The sequence below is a fragment of the Peribacillus sp. AS_2 genome, from assembly GCF_026891895.1.
Classification (GTDB): domain Bacteria; phylum Bacillota; class Bacilli; order Bacillales; family DSM-1321; genus Peribacillus; species Peribacillus frigoritolerans.
Genome location: NZ_JAPTGA010000002.1, coordinates 43714 through 63158, shown reverse-complemented (window position 1 = coordinate 63158; position 19445 = coordinate 43714). Strand labels below are relative to the sequence as shown.

The window sequence follows — 19445 nt, the reverse complement described above, 5'->3', positions numbered from 1 at the left end:
AATGTACGTACAAAAAATATAATATGGTTGTTAATAAATTTAAGCGCCTCCTTTTATTGAAAGCGCTGACAGAAGGGGGATTAACGTGCAAACGAATATATTAAAAATTAAACAAGCGATTACCGGGGGAGAAACTTCACTTGGAATCGAATTTGGATCCACACGTATTAAAGCGGTGTTGATTGATAATCATCATGAAACTATCGCATCTGGAAGTTATGAGTGGGAAAATTTCTTGGAAGATGGAATTTGGACGTACAACTTAGTGGATATTATCACTGGTCTGCAAACAGCTTATAGTGAAATGAAGCAAGAAGTTGAACGGAATTATGGAATTACCATTCGGAAAATAGGTTCTATTGGATTTTCCGCAATGATGCACGGGTACATGGCTTTTGACAGTACAGGGGAGTTACTTGTTCCGTTTCGAACTTGGCGTAACTCAACAACAGGTGTTGCCGCAAAAGAACTAACTGATCAATTTCAATTTAATATCCCTGAACGATGGAGTATTGCTCACCTTTATCAAGCGATATTAAATGAAGAGAAACATTTGCCTCGCATTGATTGTATTACGACTTTGGCTGGATACATTCACTGGTTATTGACTGGAAATAAAGCAATTGGCATTGGAGATGCTTCAGGCATGTTCCCCATTGATGAATCAACGCAAGATTACAATGAATCAATGGTCAAGCAGTTTGACGAATTAATTGCGACGAAAGGTTATCCTTGGAAGCTAAAAGAGATTCTGCCTAAAGTCTACATTTCAGGCGAGCAAGCGGGTGAATTAACCGAAATTGGAGCGAAAATCCTCGATAGATCAAGAAATTTACAACCAGGCACTCCAATTTGTCCACCGGAAGGCGATGCTGGGACTGGAATGGTTGCTACAAATAGTGTGAGGAAACGTACCGGAAACATCTCAGTAGGAACTTCTGTTTTTGCGATGATTGTACTAGAGAAAGAACTTTCAAAAGTATATCCAGAAATTGATCTGGTAACTACACCAAATGGAAGTCCCGTTGGAATGGTTCACGCGAATAACTGTTCAAGTGATCTCAATGCTTGGCTGGGATTGTTCCGTGAATTTTCTGAGGCAATGGGACAAAAGGTTGATATAAATAAATTATTTGAAGTAATGTTGAATAAAGCTTTGGAAGCGGATCCAGATGGTGGCGGTTTGCTTAGCTACGGTTATTTCTCAGGTGAAAATATCACAGGATTGGAAAAAGGGCGACCATTATTTGTCCGCTCGCCTGAGAGTCAATTCAATTTAGCAAACTTCATGCGGACTCACCTTTTTACTGCTTTCGGTGCATTGAAAATCGGAATGGGTATTTTGACAAAAGAAGAAAATGTTGCAATTGATCGTATTTTGGCTCACGGTGGTTTATTTAAAACCCCTCTTGTTGGACAAAAAATTGTTGCGGCTGCAATGAATACTCCAGTATCAGTTATGTCAACAGCAGGAGAAGGCGGCGCGTGGGGAATGGCGATTCTTGCATCTTACATGATGAATAAAGAACAAAAAGAAAGTTTAGAAGACTTCCTCGACAATAAAGTATTCGAAGAGGTTGATGGGCAAGAAATTTATCCTGATCAAGTAGATGTTAAAGGATTTGAAGCATTTATTGAAAGATACAGGAAGGGTTTAGTGATTGAGCAGGCCGCTGTAGACAATTTGATGTTATGAGTGGAAAACTGGAGGGATTGACGTGTTAGAACAACTGAAAGAAGAGGTATATCAAGCAAATTTGGACTTGCCTAAATATGGACTCGTAAAATATACATGGGGAAATGCGAGTGCCATCGATCGTGAAAGCGGTTTATTTGTTATCAAGCCTAGTGGCGTTGATTACGAAACGATGAAAGCCAGCGATATGGTTGTTGTTGATTTAGATGGCAATGTTGTTGAAGGAGAGTTGAGGCCTTCATCAGATACAGCGACCCACGCTGTACTTTATAAATATTACCAAGAAATCGGGGGCATTGTGCATACTCATTCAACTTGGGCGACAATCTGGGCTCAAGCAGGCCTTGATGTTCCAGCGATGGGCACCACTCATGCAGACACATTTTATGGATCCATCCCATGTGCCCGCTACCTAACACAAGAGGAGATTGATCGTGGGTACGAAGTGGAGACTGGGAAGTTAATCATCGAAACATTTGAAGAGCGCGGGATAGACATTTTAGCCGTTCCTGGTATCTTACTTCATGGTCATGGTCCCTTTACTTGGGGAAAAGATGCAAAATCCGCCGTAATGAATAGTGTGGTGTTGGATGAAGTTTCGAAAATGAATTTATTTACACGGGAATTAAATCATTTTGCAAAAGAATTACCACAAAATATTTTGGATAAACACTATTTACGAAAACATGGAAAATATGCTTATTACGGTCAAAAGTAAGATCAACTCTATCAAATTATCAACCTATTAAATAAAGAAAAGAGGCTTATTATGTTAACAACAGGAAAAAAGGAATTTTGGTTTGTCGTAGGGTCACAACATCTATATGGGGAAGAAGCGTTAGCAGAGGTCAAGGCGAATGCACAAACGATAGCCGATGCATTAAATGAAAGCGGTATATTACCCTATCCACTTGTATTGCAAGATTTAGCTGTTAGTGCAGATAAAATCACAAGCATCATGAAAGAAGTCAACTATCGTGACGAAGTTGCCGGTGTCATCACTTGGATGCATACTTTCTCACCTGCAAAAATGTGGATTCGCGGAACAAAATTATTACAAAAACCATTGCTTCATTTAGCAACACAATTCAATGAAAGTATTCCTTGGGCAACGATTGATATGGACTTTATGAACCTGAACCAATCCGCTCATGGTGACCGTGAATATGGTTATATCAATGCCCGATTGAAAAAACAAAATAAAGTTGTTGTAGGTTATTGGGAGCGTCCTGAAGTGCGGCAGCAAATTGCACAATGGATGGACGTAGCGGTTGCTTATAACGAAAGCTTCAACATTAAGGTCGCTCGCTTTGGTGACAACATGCGTAACGTTGGAGTAACCGAAGGGGATAAGGTTGAAGCGCAAATCCAATTTGGATGGACAGTTGACTATTTTGGAATCGGAGACCTTGTTCAATATGTAAATGCGGTTACTGAGGAAGAAATTGATGCTTTATTTGCAGTATACGAAGGCCATTATGAATTTGATTATGGTACCTACAGGAGGGAAAATTGGGAGAAAAGCGTAAAGGTACAGGCAAGCTATGAAATTGCGATTAAACGGTTCCTTGATGATGGTGGTTACACGGCCTTCACAACGAATTTCGAAGATTTATATGGGATGAAACAACTTCCTGGTCTTGCCGTCCAACGTTTGATGGCACAAGGATATGGCTTTGCGGGTGAAGGGGATTGGAAGACGGCAGCACTTGATCGCTTACTGAAAGTGATGAGCCATAACCAATCAACTGGATTTATGGAAGATTACACATATGAATTAGCTGCTGGACAAGAATCAATCCTTCAATCACATATGCTCGAAGTCGACCCATCTTTAGCAAGTAACAAACCAAAAATTGTCGTATCTCCATTAGGTATAGGTGATCGTGAAGATCCAGCACGTTTAGTATTCGACGGCAAAGCAGGAGACGGTGTCGTTGTTTCCATGGCTGACTTTGGTACAAACTATAAACTTTTGATTAATGAAGTTTCTGCATTCGAGCCAACAGTTCCAGCACCAAACCTGCCAGTGGCCCGTGTACTTTGGGAAGTGAAGCCAAACTTCCAAGATGGAGTGAAAGCTTGGCTTGAGAATGGTGGCGGTCACCATACAGTTGTTTCATTGAATTTAACAACAGACCAAATCATAACCTATGCCAAACTTGTTGGCTTGGAATACGTAGTTATTAAGTAATGTCTCTCCCTCCAAGGAGGCTCCGCTTCCTTGGAGGGGAAAAATAGGTAATCCAGAAGTTGAAGAACGGAAATAGTGATCATTAGTATGATTCCTTTATTTTCGTAAGCGTTTTCGTGGTTTTTAGGGAAAAGATGAAAGCGTTTTAATAGACAATGACGACACGGTATTCATCCTAATAAATAACTTTTACGATGGAAACTGGCATGTATTTGTGGTTGAAAACACTATTATTATTTCTCAAAAAGCAATCAATATTTTAGTAGTGGGATTAAATATATTTTAAACCTTTAGGGGGAACTTAAATGGTTAATGAAAAGAAAATCTCAAGTGGATTCATTTATTTTTTTGGGGCTTTTGGAGGCATTCTCTTCGGTTATGATATCGGCGTTATGACGGGTGCTTTGCCTTTTCTGCAACATGATTGGAACCTTCAAAACAACCCAGGTGCCATTGGCTGGATTACCTCTTCGTTGATGTTTGGAGCTATTTTTGGAGGTGCCATGGCCGGACAACTTTCCGATCGTTTAGGACGGCGCAAAATGATTTTAATTTCTTCTATCATTTTTGCTGTTGGATCCATTTTGGCAGGAATATCCCCTCATAACGGAATCCTTTTTATGATTGTTGCCAGGATTTTATTAGGCTTGGCTGTTGGAGCTGCTTCTGCGTTGGTCCCAGCCTATATGTCGGAAATGGCGCCTGCACGTTTACGTGGACGTCTGTCAGGAATTAACCAAACAATGATTGTCTCTGGAATGTTGCTTTCATACATTGTCGCTTATTTATTGAAAGACTTACCAGGGACAATGGCATGGCGGTTGATGCTTAGTTTGGCTGCCGTACCTGCTTTGATCTTATTTATTGGAGTGTCCAGGTTACCCGAATCACCACGTTTTTTAATTAAGAACAATAAAATGGATGAAGCTCGTAGGGTGTTGAGCTATATTCGCCCTAACAAAGAACAAATTGATTCTGAAATAACACAAATACAAGAAACTGTTAAAGAGGAAGAAAAGGTAAATCAAAAAGCATCATGGGGTACCCTTTTAAGTAATAAATACCGTTATTTAGTAATGGCTGGTGTGGGTGTTGCTGCGTTTCAACAGTTCCAAGGAGCAAACGCAATTTTTTATTACATTCCTATGATTGTGGAAAAAGCAACAGGGCATGAAGCCAGCTCAGTATTGATGTGGCCAATTATTCAAGGGGTTATTCTCGTACTAGGTTCATTAATATTCCTAATGATTGCTGATAAATTTAATCGCCGTACTTTATTAACAATCGGCGGAACGATTATGGGGCTATCCTTTATTTTGCCGGCCATATTGAATGTATTAATTCCTAATGCAAATCCGATGATGATGGTTGTTTTCTTAAGTATCTATGTAGCTCTTTATTCATTCACTTGGGCTCCATTAACTTGGGTCATAGTTGGAGAAATTTTCCCGCTGGTAATTCGCGGGCGGGCGTCAGGAGTGGCTTCATCATTTAACTGGATTGGTTCTTTCTTGGTTGGCCTGCTATTTCCGATCATGACCGCTTCGATGTCTCAAGAAGCTGTTTTTTCAATCTTCGGTGCTATTTGTTTACTTGGTGTGTTATTTATCCGGACATGCGTTCCTGAAACTCGAGGTCATACTTTGGAGGAAATTGAAAAAATTGGGGAAAGTAGGCAAGCTAAGGGGAAAAGTGCTTAAATTAAACCTATTAAGGTTTGGAGCGGAATTAAAAGAAGCTATACCAGAATAGAAGAGATTTTAAATCAGGAGGCAATAAGGGGAATACTTCATCAAGAATATGTTGATTTACTCATATGATTCCTTTTCTTAGGCCCGAGGTTGCTACTTCGGGCTTTACAATTATTAAAAATGTTAGCTGAACTTTTTATGCAATTTATGGTGTTTTAGCTTTTATTTATATGAAGGAATTTAATAGGGAAGGAGCCGATAAAAATGAAAGTAGCACAAAGCTCGTTTGGAAATGATGTCTTGCTGTTTACGATAGAAAATGATCATGGAGTAAGAATGGAAGTTACGAACTTTGGTGCAAGAATCGTCAATCTGTTCGTCCTAACGGAATCGGGTCGTAATAATATCGTATTGGGATTTGACTCGATTGAGGATTACAAAAAAGAAACCTACTATGGAGCAACAATAGGAAGAGTCGCTGGAAGAATAAAAAATGGCGAATTTTCAATTGGTGAATCAAGTTACCAAACGTCCGTAAATCAATTAGGGAATACATTACACGGTGGCAGCCCTGGATTCGATGAAAAAATCTGGGGTTATGAAGTGAAGGAGACGGATGAAAGTGCTTCGATCATCTTTTCAACCGTCTCACCTGATGGCGAGAATGGTTTTCCGGGGAATTTGAAAGTAAGTGTGACTTACACATTGGACAACTTAAATATTTGGTCAGTGAGCTATCAAGCAAAAAGTGATAAAGACACCGTTTTTAATCCGACCAATCACGTCTATTTTAACTTAACAGGGCATCCCAGCCATCCAATCGATGATCATTTCTTACAAATCTCTTCTCAAGAATTTGCACCAGTTAATGATGATACCACGGTAACTGGGGAAAAGCGAAGCACAATTGGCACGCCTTATGATTTTCGAACCCCGAAGAAATTAAAATCAACCTTTGAAGCCGCGGACGCAGAAGTTAAAAAGGTTCAAGGGATCGATCATCCATTCTTCCTTACGTGCCCAGGACTTCATCAAACTGCAGCCAAATTAATTAGTCCTGACCAGAAAATAACAGTCGAGGTATACACAGAAGAGCCTGCGGTTGTCATTTACACGGCAAACTTTGTGAAAGATGTGCCACTTATGCATGGAGAAAAATTAATTCAACACGGCGGAATAACGTTTGAAACCCAAGCTGCTCCAGGGGCGATTGAGTTTGAAGGTTTTGGGGATATTCTTCTTTTAGCAGGCCAAAATTATACTTCCCAAACAAAATACAAAATTGAGGTCAGTACCCACTCAGCTGAAGGTTCCAGTTAGTGTTAAAGAGTAGAATTGGCTGATTTCATTTCAATAATTTTACATAGATTCGGCTGCTAGTTGGGATAAACATCCGTGACTGTAAGAACAATCGAGCATAGCTCGTGGCATGTAGCAGGTAGGATTCCCGCCGAATAAGAGTTAGCCATTCACTCGAACTGAGTTTTAGAGGATAGAGGATAACTTATATCTTTAAGCGTAAACAGTTAGATAGTGGGCTGTAAAACTAAGGTTAAAGATAAGCCCCCATTTAAACAGCACATATTCTATACGTAGCACCCCCTGATACTATCCTTGTATCAAAGGAGGTGCTTTTCCTATGCCTTAACAAAAATTAACGATGGTTCCCGACAAATCATTCACTCGATTGTTTTGTACGAAACAAGGCAGAATTGTACAAGAATGGAATGGCATCACGAAAAATATTCAGGCAGTTATTGTCGTGAGCGATATGCCTTTATTAGACACCACCTAATTTAAGGTTGAGAGGATTAAATTGAATATCCCAAATTAATGTCAGAACTTCGATGTATTTAATAAGCTCAAGGATTTGTAACTAGTGATTATAATAAAATGTAGGGAGTGGCAAATATAACACAGTACGAGGAGGCTATCCAAACCGGATGGTTACTATAATAAAAAGCAAGAAATTTACTCTTAATTACTACCTTTCGAAAACATGAGCAATATTTTGGTTATTTTGTATTTTATACTCACTTTATGTATGCATTTGTAATAATAATGTAAAATTAGGTAAATGTGTGTGTCACTTAAAGGTGATAAAATGATAAAAAAGAGATTTAATCGGGGGAGAAAATGAAAAAAATCATAGCATCTTTTGTTGTTTCTGGATTGTTACTATCAAATCCGTTGGTTGGTAATGCTGCATTGGGCGATCGTACATTAAAAAGTGGAATGACTCATACAGAAGTAAAACAATTACAAGAGGTTCTAAAGAAAAAACAATATTTTAAGAGTAATAATACAACTAAATATTTTGGGACCGTTACTAAAAGTGCAGTCGTAAAGTTCCAAAAAAGTAAAGGTTTAAAAGCTGATGGTATTGTCGGTCCGAATACATATAAAGCTTTGGGAGTAAAAAAGAAGACCTCCAGCGTAGCTAATGTAAATAAAACAAGCAATAAATCTACTGCGATAGTGAAGGAAGCAAAGAAACATTTGAATGTACGGTATGTATGGGGTGGAACTACACCAAAAGGTTTTGATTGCAGCGGATTCCTAAAATACGCTTTTGATAAAGGCGCAAATGTCACATTACCAAGAACGGTATCGGAAATTTATAAAAAGGGGACAAAGGTGTCCAAACCACAAGTTGGAGATGTGGTCTTTTATGAAACCTATAAACCTGGTGCCTCACATGCTGGTATTTATATAGGCGGGAATCAATTCATACACAGCTCCTCATCAAACGGTGTAAGCATTTCCTCCATGGATAATAGTTATTGGAAGAAAAGATATGTAGGGGCAAAAAGAATGTAATAGAGAAAGTTGCCAGTTCTTTTTTGAAGAGACTGGCTTTTCTAGTTCTAACAATAGGTTAGGATACTAACAAGTCCTATGGATGGTAGAATCGGTATTGATACATAAAATATTTTTAAGTCACAATTTTAGCTTTTATTGCTACCGGAAACACTTTGGTATAATGGATACTCTATATACCACATATAATTTCTTTAATTCTCACATAAGACAGTCGAGGAAGTTTATAAAAACCATGAAAAGTTTTCCCAGCAGGTTCAGAGGGTAGCCTCGCAGGACTAAGCTAAAGTTGGACTCATTATCGTAGCGTTCACCATTAAAGATGTTTGGGATTTTTATATACCTTATGTACACGATATATATATCGTGTACATAAGGTATTTTATCTTTTAAGAGTAAGAATGAATAGGTGTACAAGTTTAAGAGGTGTTTACTTTACAAAAAATATCTAATGCAGCCAATTATGTTCGATAAAGGTGTTATCGTATGATTTATCATAGAATCTATCATCGGCTACAACGACGCCATTCCCACCGTTGCAGAAGCGCCATTTGGCGGCATGAAAGAAGGCGGCCATCAAGGCCTTGAATATATATCGATGGATTTTTAAAATAGGGCAAGATAGGCTTAAGGTGAAGTCGAATCCTTAAGCCTTTCCTTATTTACCTCATAAAAAGTCTTAATTCAACACGCGCTCCCCATTGATTAACAAATCTCAGTTACAGAACCTATGGCCAGGAGGAAATATCAATCTACTATCTCTACATTTCTAGAGTATTTAAAGACAAGGCATGTTCTTTCAATTTTATTTCATCAAACAAATCCCTAAATATTTTAAAATTCATGAGATAATCACATACTGAAATAGAAAATGTAAAACTTTATTTAAATAATATAAAAAGCCTAACTTTCTCTTTAAAGAGAAAGTTAGGCTTTTTTCATTTTATGTTTGAATCCGCCCTCGGCCCCAAACCCTCATTAGAAAGCAAAGCAAGTACAACCGATACCCCACTTAGTTCCATCATTTCCTATTACGGTATGAGTGTGTTGATGGAGAGGGTTACTGCAACTATGTTTGTGATCATGGGCATCGTGAGAAAGTATATTGTCGGCTAGGTTAGCACCACCATAACCATAAACTCCCGTCGGTGACCAATCAGGTGATGCTGGCGGCAATTCAGGTGATAAATTTTTAAATTCATCATTTCCATAAACAACCTGCCCACCCATAATGGTGAGTAATGATTCAAGGTCTTTGATTTCTTCTTCTGGCACAGTAAAGTAGTCAGCAGACAATACAGCAATATCAGCAAACTGACCTACTGCAAGGGTACCCTTTTTATCTTCATCACCGGAGAACCATGCACTTCCTTTGGAATATAGTTCCAGAGCTACTTTTCTGTCAAGTTTATTCTTTTCATCGTATATCGAAAGACCACCAATGGTTTTTCCTGCAACCATCCAGTAAAGAGCAACCCAAGGGTTATAGCTGGAAACCCTCGTTGCATCACTACCGGCGCCAACAGGTATACCCAGGTCTAGCATACGATAAATCGGGGGAGTATGCTTTGCGGCTTCCTTTCCGTATAAATCAGCAAAGTATTCACCTTGGAAAGCCATGCGGTCTTGGATGGCGATACCGCCATTTAAAGCCTTAACACGTTCCATACTACGATCTGAGATTGTTTCTGCATGGTCAAACCACCAGCGTAGACCATTAAATGGAATTTCTCTGTTGACTTCCTCAAAAACATTTAAGAAACGTGTTATTGACTCGTCATAAGTTGCATGTAAACGGAATGGCCAACGGTTTTCCACCAATAGAGAAATTACTTTCTTTAAGTCAGCTTCCATCATCGTAGCTAGGTCGGGCCGGGGCATTTGAAATTTTTCAAAATCGGCTGCCGAGAATACTAACATTTCTCCGGCACCATTCATTTTATACTTATCATTTCCTTGACCAGGAGAAACAATTTTTGCCCATGAAGCAAAGTCTTCATATTCATGATCTGGATTTTGCGTAAATAGATTATAAGCAATACGCAAAGTTAATTGATCCTTCTCGGCTAAATGTTCAACAACTTTGTAATCATCAGGATAATTTTGGAATCCGCCACCTGCGTCAATGGCACTTGTTATACCTAATCTATTTAATTCGCGCATAAAATGGCGAGTTGAGTTAATCTGGTCGTCAATATTAAGAACTGGAGCTCTGCCTAAACTTGAATATAGAATAGAAGCGTTAGGATTGGCAATTAAAAGACCCGTTGGATTACCTCGTTTATCCCGCTGAATTAAACAGCCCGGGGGGTCTGGGGTATCTTTTGTATATCCCAGTGCACGCAGCCCTGCTCGATTTACAAGTGCTCTATCATAAAGATGTAGCACAAAGACAGGCGTGTCTTCAGAAACAGCATTAATCTCTTCCAAAGTTGGCATCCGTCTTTCTTTAAACTGAAATTCAGACCAACCTCCAACTACTCTTACCCACTGAGGAGCAGGTGTACGCCTTGCCTGCTCTCTAAGCATTTCCAGAGCAATAGCAAGTGATGGCACACCTTCCCAGCGCAACTCCATATTATAATGAAGACCGCCACGAATAACGTGTATATGAGAGTCATTCAAGCCCGGAATAGCTCTCTTTCTTTTAAGGTCTATTTTTTTGGTTTTTTCTGTGGCACTTTCAAGAAGCTCATCTCCACCTACTGCAGTGATTAAACCATCAGTTATGGCGATAGCCGATACCTCAGGTTGAGATGGGTCAAGGGTAGTGATTTTTCCGTTATATAAGATCATATCCGGTAAATTCATGTTCACACCTCGTCTACTTCCTATTATTCTGTAACCATGGATGAAATATTTTACCGAGAACGGGCATTACTACCCATGAAAGCAAAGACACTATACATACCGAAACAAAAAAAGTTGACAAAATATGATTCATATTTTTAATTATAGGTCCTACCACTATAGGAACCAACATGCTAAGAGGCCATACACCAAGAACGGTAACAATGGACATTTTCCATTTTGGCGGCGGAACTGGCGTTTTCGGAGTAACGAACCAATAAGCCAAACTGCTTTCAGTTTTGTACGTTGGATTAGTAGCTTGAAATGGTTCTGCCTTTTTTAACAAATCTCGACGAATATCCGATTCTTGCCAAGCACGAAGATGCTCATACGTATCAAAGCGAAAAACAACAGTATACTCTCTGGATCCGTTATTGGGGACTATTAGATTTACGCCTAAATGCCCTGGAAATTTAGTAGCGGCAGCTTCGATTTCATGTCTCCACATTTCAAACTGTTTTTCTCTACCTTCTTGAATTTCCCATGTAACAATCGTTGTTACTGGACCACCAGCATCCATAGTGTTCCCTGTATGAGTTTCTCCGACAGTTACTTTTTCTTGATTCATATTTTCCTGCTTGGAGGCGCGCCATGTACCATAGTATATGCGTATTCCACACCTTGACCATAAGCACCAGTGTGTTCTTTTACAATTTCCATAACAGCATCATAAGTGTCTTTGCGTGCCCAGTCACGTTGGTATTCAAGTAAAACTTGAATTGCTGTCACTGGAATTGCTCCAGCTTGTTCTACACGACGCATAGCAGCGTTATGTGCTGTCAAACTTGTGCCACCTGAAGCATCATCAACTGCATAAACTTCATAGCCAGCTTTAATTGCTTCAAGCACAGGGAATGCAAGACAAACTTCAGTCCAAAGTGCTGCAAATATCAATTTCTTTCTACCTGTTGCTTTAACTGCCTCAACAAATTTTGAATCTTCCCAAGAGTTCATTGAACTACGTTCTATAATTTCATGGTTTGGGAATATGTCAAGGATTTGTGGCCAAAAATAACCAGAAAAGCTTTGTGTTTCAACTGTAGTAAGAATAGTGGGTACTTTAAAAGCTTTTGCTGATTTAGCAAGCAGCATAACGTTATTCATTAATGTTTGTCTGTCAATGCTTGCAACTCCAAAAGTCATTTGAGGCTGAAAATCGATCAAAATTAATGCACTGTTCTCCGGAGTTAACAATTCTAAATTACTCATAATAAAACACTCCTTTTTTAAAATTGTTTCATCTAAAAGGCAATTATTAGTTTCAGCTGTAATCGAAAAAATAAAAGCCTTGCTATACTTCTTAATTTAAAAAGGAGCGCTGATTAAATCAGCGCTAAATTTATACTATCCACTTTTAAAAAAGTGATTGATTTATAGCTAGTTCTTAGGAATAAATTTATGCATTTTGTTTACTAAGATCTCGCTGAGCTCCCATATAGCTTCCAATTACATTTTGATAACCTGGAAGATTACTAGCAAGCAAATTGCCAAAACCTTCGACATCGTTGCGCCAATCGCGTTGTAGTTCGCAAGCTACGCTAAACCAGTTCATAAGTTGCACGCCACTATGTGCCATACGCGTATTGGCAGCTTCTGCAACTTGTTTACTGAAAGTTCCTGAAGCATCAGTAACAGCAAAAACTTCATACCCAGCTTTTATAGCGGAAAGTGCAGGGAAGGCAACGCATACATCTGTAACTACGCCCGCGAGAATAAGTTGTTTTTTTCCAGTTTTTTCGATAGCTTTTACAAAATCGTCATTATCCCATGCGTTAATTTGTCCAGGACGAGCTATTTTTGGAGCGTTAGGAAAAAGATCAACCAATTCCTGCATAAGTGGTCCATTAGGTCCGTTTTCAAAACTTGTTGTTAAAATAACTGGTAAATCAAAAAACTTAGCAGTACGAGCAAGAGCCAAAACATTGTTCTTAAATTCATCAACACCATAATCACGAACAAGTCCAGCCATAAGTCCAGTTTGATGATCCACTAAAAGAACGACAGCTTCATCTTTATTAATACGAGAATAGAGATCAGACATTATGTATTCCTCCTAAATTAAAGTAATGAAGAAAGCTTAAACATTGGATTATTTACCATAAATTTCTTCATTCTCCGCAATCAATTTATAACTAAACTTATATTTATGCCAATAATTTTCTTGAAAATCAGAAAAAACGTCAGATTTATTTTTAAAATGCTTACTTTACTTCTTTATCTAAAACAAGAGTTTTATCTATCCAATTTATAAATTGTTGTAAATAACGCTGAAGATAACGCTTTGTTTGTTCGTCAGTAAGCACTTTCTGATCGGAATCAATCTTTTCATGTACTTGAGAAATCAGTACTTTTTGAAATGGAAGAACATGAACTTGCATAGTTTCTAGTATTTCTCTGATTTGCATCTGAGCATAAACAGTACCTAACCCCCCAGGAGTTGCTCCGATTAGGCCGACCGGTTTTCTGCTAAGAACTGCGGATTCCCGGGGTCTTGATGCCCAGTCCAATGCATTCTTTAATACGCCTGGAATTCCAGAATTGTACTCTGGACTTACAATAATGATACCGTCAACGTCCTGGATAGCAGATTTAAATGATGTCACTGTTTCTGGAACACTTATTTCTAAGTCTTCATTAAACAAAGGTAGTTTATTTATCTCGATCCAACGAAATTGATGGGAATCATCCATCTCTGTTAATGATTGAGCAATGATTCGATTATAAGAGTCTTTTCGTAAACTACCACAAATAAGGCCTATAGTTTTTGTCATATATTTCCTCCTTTGTTAAAATCACCTCATCATACCATGATATACCAACGTAAAAAAAGTGGCTTTATGCCTAATCATCAAACTGTTTAATTTAATGAGGTGTTTAGTACAAATAATCTAGGAAGTAAGGGTTTCTCATTAGTTTTCTTATTATTGGTTTGTGTTTGCAAGCTATGGCAAATAGACTATGTCTATATTATTTCCTCTTTGAATAACCATATATTTCCACCTATCTATTAACAATAAGAAAATTGGAGGGAGTGCAGAAATGGAAGAAAAGAAAGTTGCGTGGTTAGAACTATTTTATGACGTTTGCGGTTGCAACTCATGTTTTACTTCATGTTGAAGATGGTCATATCCATATAAAGTATTTAGTGAAATTTGTCTTAATTTTCATTCCGATCTGGTGGGTTAGGGAGAGGCAAACCATCTTTGTTAACCGTTTCGTAAAAGATTTATTTTATTAACGAATCTTTTTGATCCTGCAAATGTTTTTGTCCTAATAATGACATCAAGCTTGTCAGCAGATTTTGACCCTTATTATCTTTCTTTTTTAATAGGTTATATTGGGTTAAGGGCTGTGACTGCGATCCAATATCTTATTGTCCAGCGGATAGAAGCAGGAGTTCGTAAGCAAGGAGCACTCTTTCTAGGAAGATATTTTTGGGTTGGAATCGTTATTTCATTATTATCCGTCTTTTTTGATTTTTGGATTCGGTATGCTGTGTTGTATTTTCGGAATTCTTATCGATATTATCCCACTGCTTGGAAGAAAGTGTTTAGAAAAGGTTCCGACTAATACAGCCCACTTGTTTTTCATCAATACAGGTTTGAACAACATCGTTTGAAAATTTATCATTTTTGCTTGTTTTTAGGGATTTTACCAGTCTTTTTTGTTATTAATTTGATTGTAGTAGTACCAAATATTATGATAATAGGACAATTAACCCTGTTTTTTATCATCTATGCTAAATTAACAACTACATAAATAAAAGCATCAATTAAACCAGTATCAATCTATAGTGCTGGTTTATTTGTATATATTGGTATTACTTCCATTTGATATTGAATCAGTTTATCCATAAGTTGATTGAAATAAAAAATGGGTATTGTGAATAATTTTTCCATGTTCTTATTTTAATAAAATTAAAGATCCAATATTTATAGACAATAAAAAACTTTGGACAAAGGAAAAAACACCCATAAAGTCGCATATACAATTATCGACAAATTGGCGATGCTTTTTTAAGGTTAGTGTCTAACCAGAAATAAAAAGAGGAGTGAAAAATAAAATGAGTAAAAAAACGATGGGTATTCACCACATTACTGCAATTGTTGGTCATCCTCAAGAGAATGTTGATTTCTATGCAGGTGTATTAGGTTTACGTTTAGTGAAAAAAACTGTCAATTTTGATGACCCAGGTACCTACCATCTTTATTTTGGCAATGAGGGTGGAAAACCAGGAACAATCATGACATTTTTCCCATGGGCAGGAGCTAGTCAAGGGAAAATTGGTGATGGTCAAGTAGGCGTTACATCGTATGTTGTTCCAAAAGGAGCTATGAAGTTCTGGGAAAAAAGACTGGAATCCTTCAATATTCCTTTTACCGTAAGGGAGCGCTTTAGCGAGGAATACTTGGAATTTGATGACCCACATGGGCTACACTTGGAAATTGTTGAAAGGGAAGAAGGGGAAGTAAATGCATGGACCTTTGGCGGGGTAACACCTGAGGTAGCTATTAAAGGCTTTGGCGGTGCTACTTTATTATCGACCCATCCTGACAAAACGGCTGTATTGTTAGAAAACATATTAGGACTAGAATTAATCGGCAAGGATGGCGACTTTGCACGTTACCGTTCTTCAGCAGAAATTGGCAATGTTATTGACTTAAAATTAACGACAATAGGACGCGGGACAATGGGTGCTGGAACCGTACACCACATTGCATGGCGGGCAAAGGATGATCAAGACCAATTGGAATGGCAAAAATATGTTGAAGAAAACGGATATGGGGTAACTCCTGTACGAGATCGAAATTATTTTAATGCGATTTACTTTAAAGAACACGGGGAAATTCTCTTTGAGATTGCAACAGATCCTCCAGGATTTGCTCACGATGAACCTGAAGCGACGATGGGAGAAAAATTAATGTTGCCAGAGCAGTATGAACAGTCTAGAGGGAAGATTAAACAAAGTTTATTACCATTTGAGGTAAGAGAATTAGAGTTGTGAGCTGGTTAGCTGGTACAAATTAAGCAAAGTTAGGTGAGATTTTTCCATAGAGAGACCTAATTAATTTCTTGATCAAATTAATGAAGAGAATGGGAATGGTGAGGTTGCAAAAAACAACAGGGATCCATCATATAACAGCAATGGTGAACGATGCCCAAAGAAGTATTGATTTTTATGCTGGCATACTGGGGTTAAGGCTTGTAAAAAAGACGATAAACTTTGATCGTCCAGAAGTCTATCATCTTTATTTTGGAAATGAAACTGGTCAACCTGGATCTGTTATAACTTTTTTTCCGTGGTCAAAGCAGTTAAAAGGTCGAATTGGAACAGGACAGGTTGGAGTAACCAGTTTTATAATCCCGAATCATTCGATTAAATTTTGGGAAAATCGTTTAGGGAAATTTAGAATCAGGTTTATTCAATCAATACGTTTTGGAGAAAAATATTTACAATTTCAAGATCCAGATGGTCTCGAAATTGAATTAGTGGAACGAAATGAAGGGCCAAAAAATACTTGGAGTTTTGGGGAAGTCGATTCAGAGGTTGCAATTAAAGGGTTTGGTGGAGCTATATTAATTTCAACTCAGCCTAATAAAACTGCAAATGTGCTTGAAAACGTGTTAGGGCTCGAATGTCTTGGGCAAGAAGCGAGCTTCCTTAGGTTTAAATCGGATGGTCAGTTTGGAAATACAATTGATATTAAGCTAACTCCTTCGGTTCGCGGGTTAAAAGGGGCTGGAACTGTTCACCATATCGCATGGAGGGCAAAGGATGACCAAGATCTATTGAGATGGAGAACACTTCTTCAAGATAAGGAGTATTATCCGACTGAGATTCGTGATCGAAACTACTTCAAAGCTGTGTATTTCCATGAACAAGGCGGTATCCTTTTTGAAATAGCGACAGATCCTCCAGGCTTTTCCGTTGATGAAGCTGTCGCTGAACTTGGAAGTAAACTGATGTTGCCATCCTGGCTGGAGCCAAACCGAGAAGAATTAGAAGAAGCCTTACCTAATGTGGAAGTTCGCGTTCTGGAGGGAGATCAATCATGAAACATATATTTAATAAGGGTAAAGATTCAACGAAACCAACGTTATTATTACTACATGGTACTGGCGGAAATGAATTAGATTTATTACCTATAGCGGGAAGAATTGATGACGAGGCTTCAGTGCTAAGTGTCCGCGGAAATGTATTGGAAAATGGAATGCCTCGATTCTTTCGGAGATTAGCTGAAGGTGTATTCGATGAGGAAGATCTGATTTTCCGTACAAAAGAATTATATGAGTTTCTTGATGATTCTGCTGCAAAGTATAATTTTGATCGAGAAAACATGGTTGCCATTGGATACTCAAATGGAGCTAATATAGCTGCTAGTTTATTATTTCACTATCAAAATGCATTAAAGGGAGCCAGTCTTCATCACCCGATGGTACCGAGAAAAGGAATTGTTCTTCCTGATTTGTCAGGAAAATCAGTATTTATTGCTGCTGGTAAAAATGATCCTATATGTGCGCCGATGGAATCTACTGAACTTCAATCCTTATTTGAAAAGGCTAATGCAAAAGTTGAAATTCATTGGGAAAATAGGGGGCATCAATTGACTGTTGATGAAGTTGAAGCTGCGGCTCACTGGTATCGTAGGGTCTTTTGAACTTTAGAAATACAAATTAATTTTTTTGTAAATAACTTAAAATTCGCAGAGTGAAATCGGATAAATAAGCCTTGATGTTTTAGGAAGGGCTGTGATTCCTAATTCCAACTTAATTGGAGATACCCCAATTGGGGTTGCTTAGAAATCTTTAATTCTATTTTTCAGTTTAGTTTTTTCAATATTTTTTAATAATTCACACACCTTGGTTTAAATAAATTGAATCTAATAATATTAGTTGATTTGATATTTTTTGAATAATTTTACAATTTCGATAGTAGGGAATATAATAATCCTATAAACATTTTGCAAAAAATATGTTAAATGTTTTGGAGTGAAGAGTTTTTTTAGAGAAGCAAGAATATAGGTTTAATTCATGGGAGGAAATTTATATGGCAAAATTTACTGTAGGTAATGAAAATCATGCTCCAATTGAACTTTATTATGAGGACCAGGGTTCAGGGAAACCTGTTGTCTTAATACATGGTTGGCCTTTAAGTGGACGATCTTGGGAATATCAGGTTCCAGCTCTTATTGAAGCGGGTTACAGAGTCATAACATATGATCGTCGAGGATTCGGAAAGTCATCCCAGCCATGGGAAGGATATGAATATGAAACATTTGCTTCCGATTTACATAAACTGTTAGAACATTTAGATCTTCAAAATGTCACACTTGTTGGTTTTTCTATGGGTGGAGGTGAGGTAGCTCGATACATTAGTACGTATGGAACAGATCGTATTGAAAAGGCTGTTTTTGCTGGAGCAGTTCCTCCTTTTTTATACAAATCAGAGGATAATCCTGAAGGAGCATTAGATGATGCAACAATTGAAGAATTCAAAAGTGGCGTGATAAATGACCGCCTTGCATTTCTTGACAAATTTACGAGGGGATTTTTCGCGGCGGGTAATCAAACAGATTTAGTTAGTGAGCCATTCCGTTTATATAATCGGGATATTGCAGCCAGTGCCTCACCTAAGGGTACGCTCGATTGTATAACGGCCTTTAGTAAGACAGATTTTAGAAAGGACTTGGAAAAGTTCAATATACCTACTCTTATTATTCACGGTGACTCTGATGCAACTGTACCTTTTGAGTTAAGTGGAAAACGTACATATGATTCCATTCCTGGTAGTAAGCTCGCTCTAATAAAGGGTGGACCGCATGGTTTAAACGCAACTCATCCAAAAGAATTTAATGAAGCGTTACTAACATTTTTAAAAGATTAATAAAGTAATGACGATCCTATTTTAGAGAAGGAGGAGCAGTCTTTCTTTTTATAAGGTTGTAGGAAAACTCTTAATATGAGGCAGAAGTAGAGTGTTGCTAATTTTTAGTATAAATGACTTGTAATTATTATTACGCTGATATCAGGGATTGATTGGATAATTCCACATTTTTCAATACCCTTTTTGTTAACTGCAATTGCATTTTTGGGGTTCTGCTAATAAAAAAGTTAGCTGTGATATATACAGAATTATAGCTATTAGCAGATCTAGGGCACCCCGAGATGTACTTGACCTTAATTGTTATAAATG

At 37.9% G+C, this 19445-nt stretch carries 15 protein-coding genes and 2 pseudogenes; 12 read left to right on the top strand and 5 right to left on the bottom strand.

Features of this window, described 5'->3' with window-relative positions; genetic code table 11:
• The first annotated feature begins 85 nt into the window (after positions 1 to 85).
• From OTG27_RS03125 to OTG27_RS26620, 7 genes and pseudogenes are all read left to right on the top strand, one after another.
• Positions 86 to 1696: a xylulokinase gene (locus OTG27_RS03125; protein WP_268936181.1), complete on the top strand. Its 1611-nt coding sequence runs from the start codon at positions 86 to 88 to the stop codon at positions 1694 to 1696.
• Positions 1697 to 1718: 22 nt separating this feature from the next.
• The gene (locus OTG27_RS03120) at positions 1719 to 2414 is read left to right on the top strand and encodes an L-ribulose-5-phosphate 4-epimerase (protein WP_095678918.1); all 696 of its coding nucleotides are present in this window, start codon (positions 1719 to 1721) and stop codon (positions 2412 to 2414) included.
• Positions 2415 to 2465: 51 nt separating this feature from the next.
• The gene (araA, locus tag OTG27_RS03115) at positions 2466 to 3890 is read left to right on the top strand and encodes an L-arabinose isomerase (protein ID WP_268936180.1); all 1425 of its coding nucleotides are present in this window, start codon (positions 2466 to 2468) and stop codon (positions 3888 to 3890) included.
• A gap of 305 nt (positions 3891 to 4195) precedes the next feature.
• Positions 4196 to 5590 (top strand): sugar porter family MFS transporter, encoded by a 1395-nt coding sequence (locus OTG27_RS03110; protein WP_268936179.1) that lies wholly within the window; start codon positions 4196 to 4198, stop codon positions 5588 to 5590.
• Between the two features lie 255 nt (positions 5591 to 5845).
• Entirely contained in the window at positions 5846 to 6901 is a 1056-nt protein-coding gene (locus OTG27_RS03105) for an aldose epimerase family protein (RefSeq protein WP_268936178.1), read from the top strand.
• An 816-nt stretch (positions 6902 to 7717) separates the two neighbouring features.
• Positions 7718 to 8401: a C40 family peptidase gene (locus OTG27_RS03095; RefSeq protein WP_268565811.1), complete on the top strand. Its 684-nt coding sequence runs from the start codon at positions 7718 to 7720 to the stop codon at positions 8399 to 8401.
• A gap of 210 nt (positions 8402 to 8611) precedes the next feature.
• Positions 8612 to 8680, top strand: a pseudogene (locus OTG27_RS26620) (hypothetical protein); the annotation flags it as partial.
• 699 nt (positions 8681 to 9379) lie between these two features.
• On the opposite strand, the gene OTG27_RS03085 reads toward OTG27_RS26620, so the two are convergent.
• From OTG27_RS03085 to OTG27_RS03065, 5 genes are all read right to left on the bottom strand, one after another.
• On the bottom strand, positions 9380 to 11212 hold the full coding sequence (locus OTG27_RS03085; RefSeq protein WP_268936177.1) for an amidohydrolase: 1833 nt from the start codon (positions 11210 to 11212) through the stop codon (positions 9380 to 9382).
• 13 nt (positions 11213 to 11225) lie between these two features.
• Positions 11226 to 11819, bottom strand: coding sequence for an antibiotic biosynthesis monooxygenase (locus tag OTG27_RS03080; RefSeq protein WP_268936176.1), 594 nt, complete (start codon positions 11817 to 11819; stop codon positions 11226 to 11228).
• On the bottom strand, positions 11816 to 12460 hold the full coding sequence (locus OTG27_RS03075; RefSeq protein ID WP_268936175.1) for a hydrolase: 645 nt from the start codon (positions 12458 to 12460) through the stop codon (positions 11816 to 11818). Before OTG27_RS03075 ends, OTG27_RS03080 begins: the two co-directional genes overlap by 4 nt.
• 187 nt (positions 12461 to 12647) lie before the next feature.
• Positions 12648 to 13292 (bottom strand): isochorismate family cysteine hydrolase YcaC, encoded by a 645-nt coding sequence (ycaC, locus tag OTG27_RS03070; protein ID WP_268936174.1) that lies wholly within the window; start codon positions 13290 to 13292, stop codon positions 12648 to 12650.
• Between the two features lie 160 nt (positions 13293 to 13452).
• On the bottom strand, positions 13453 to 14022 hold the full coding sequence (locus tag OTG27_RS03065) for an NADPH-dependent FMN reductase (RefSeq protein ID WP_098936810.1): 570 nt from the start codon (positions 14020 to 14022) through the stop codon (positions 13453 to 13455).
• Positions 14023 to 14290: 268 nt separating this feature from the next.
• Between OTG27_RS03065 and OTG27_RS03060 the strand changes: the two are divergent.
• The 5 genes and pseudogenes from OTG27_RS03060 to OTG27_RS03040 all read left to right on the top strand — a co-directional run bounded on the left by OTG27_RS03060 (position 14291) and on the right by OTG27_RS03040 (position 19136).
• Positions 14291 to 15010: pseudogene (locus OTG27_RS03060) on the top strand (low temperature requirement protein A).
• A 304-nt stretch (positions 15011 to 15314) separates the two neighbouring features.
• A complete protein-coding gene (locus OTG27_RS03055) occupies positions 15315 to 16256 on the top strand; it encodes a ring-cleaving dioxygenase (RefSeq protein WP_098864715.1) in 942 nt (313 codons plus the stop codon).
• A gap of 95 nt (positions 16257 to 16351) precedes the next feature.
• Positions 16352 to 17308, top strand: a complete 957-nt coding sequence (locus OTG27_RS03050; RefSeq protein ID WP_268936173.1) for a ring-cleaving dioxygenase — start codon at positions 16352 to 16354, stop codon at positions 17306 to 17308.
• Positions 17305 to 17910 (top strand): alpha/beta hydrolase, encoded by a 606-nt coding sequence (locus OTG27_RS03045; RefSeq protein ID WP_268936172.1) that lies wholly within the window; start codon positions 17305 to 17307, stop codon positions 17908 to 17910. Before OTG27_RS03050 ends, OTG27_RS03045 begins: the two co-directional genes overlap by 4 nt.
• A 389-nt stretch (positions 17911 to 18299) precedes the next feature.
• Complete coding sequence (locus OTG27_RS03040) at positions 18300 to 19136, top strand: alpha/beta fold hydrolase (protein WP_268936171.1); 837 nt, start codon at positions 18300 to 18302, stop codon at positions 19134 to 19136.
• Positions 19137 to 19445 lie beyond the last annotated feature (309 nt).

Coding starts and splice junctions, on each gene's coding strand:
- OTG27_RS03040 (WP_268936171.1), top strand. CDS start 18,300: ATGGCAAAATTTACTGTAGGTAATGAAAATCATGCTCCAATTGAACTT.
- OTG27_RS03080 (WP_268936176.1), bottom strand. CDS start 11,819: ATGAATCAAGAAAAAGTAACTGTCGGAGAAACTCATACAGGGAACACT.
- OTG27_RS03085 (WP_268936177.1), bottom strand. CDS start 11,212: ATGAATTTACCGGATATGATCTTATATAACGGAAAAATCACTACCCTT.
- OTG27_RS03110 (WP_268936179.1), top strand. CDS start 4,196: ATGGTTAATGAAAAGAAAATCTCAAGTGGATTCATTTATTTTTTTGGG.
- OTG27_RS03065 (WP_098936810.1), bottom strand. CDS start 14,022: ATGACAAAAACTATAGGCCTTATTTGTGGTAGTTTACGAAAAGACTCT.
- OTG27_RS03045 (WP_268936172.1), top strand. CDS start 17,305: ATGAAACATATATTTAATAAGGGTAAAGATTCAACGAAACCAACGTTA.
- OTG27_RS03105 (WP_268936178.1), top strand. CDS start 5,846: ATGAAAGTAGCACAAAGCTCGTTTGGAAATGATGTCTTGCTGTTTACG.
- OTG27_RS03075 (WP_268936175.1), bottom strand. CDS start 12,460: ATGAGTAATTTAGAATTGTTAACTCCGGAGAACAGTGCATTAATTTTG.
- ycaC (WP_268936174.1), bottom strand. CDS start 13,292: ATGTCTGATCTCTATTCTCGTATTAATAAAGATGAAGCTGTCGTTCTT.
- araA (WP_268936180.1), top strand. CDS start 2,466: ATGTTAACAACAGGAAAAAAGGAATTTTGGTTTGTCGTAGGGTCACAA.
- OTG27_RS03055 (WP_098864715.1), top strand. CDS start 15,315: ATGAGTAAAAAAACGATGGGTATTCACCACATTACTGCAATTGTTGGT.
- OTG27_RS03095 (WP_268565811.1), top strand. CDS start 7,718: ATGAAAAAAATCATAGCATCTTTTGTTGTTTCTGGATTGTTACTATCA.
- OTG27_RS03050 (WP_268936173.1), top strand. CDS start 16,352: ATGGTGAGGTTGCAAAAAACAACAGGGATCCATCATATAACAGCAATG.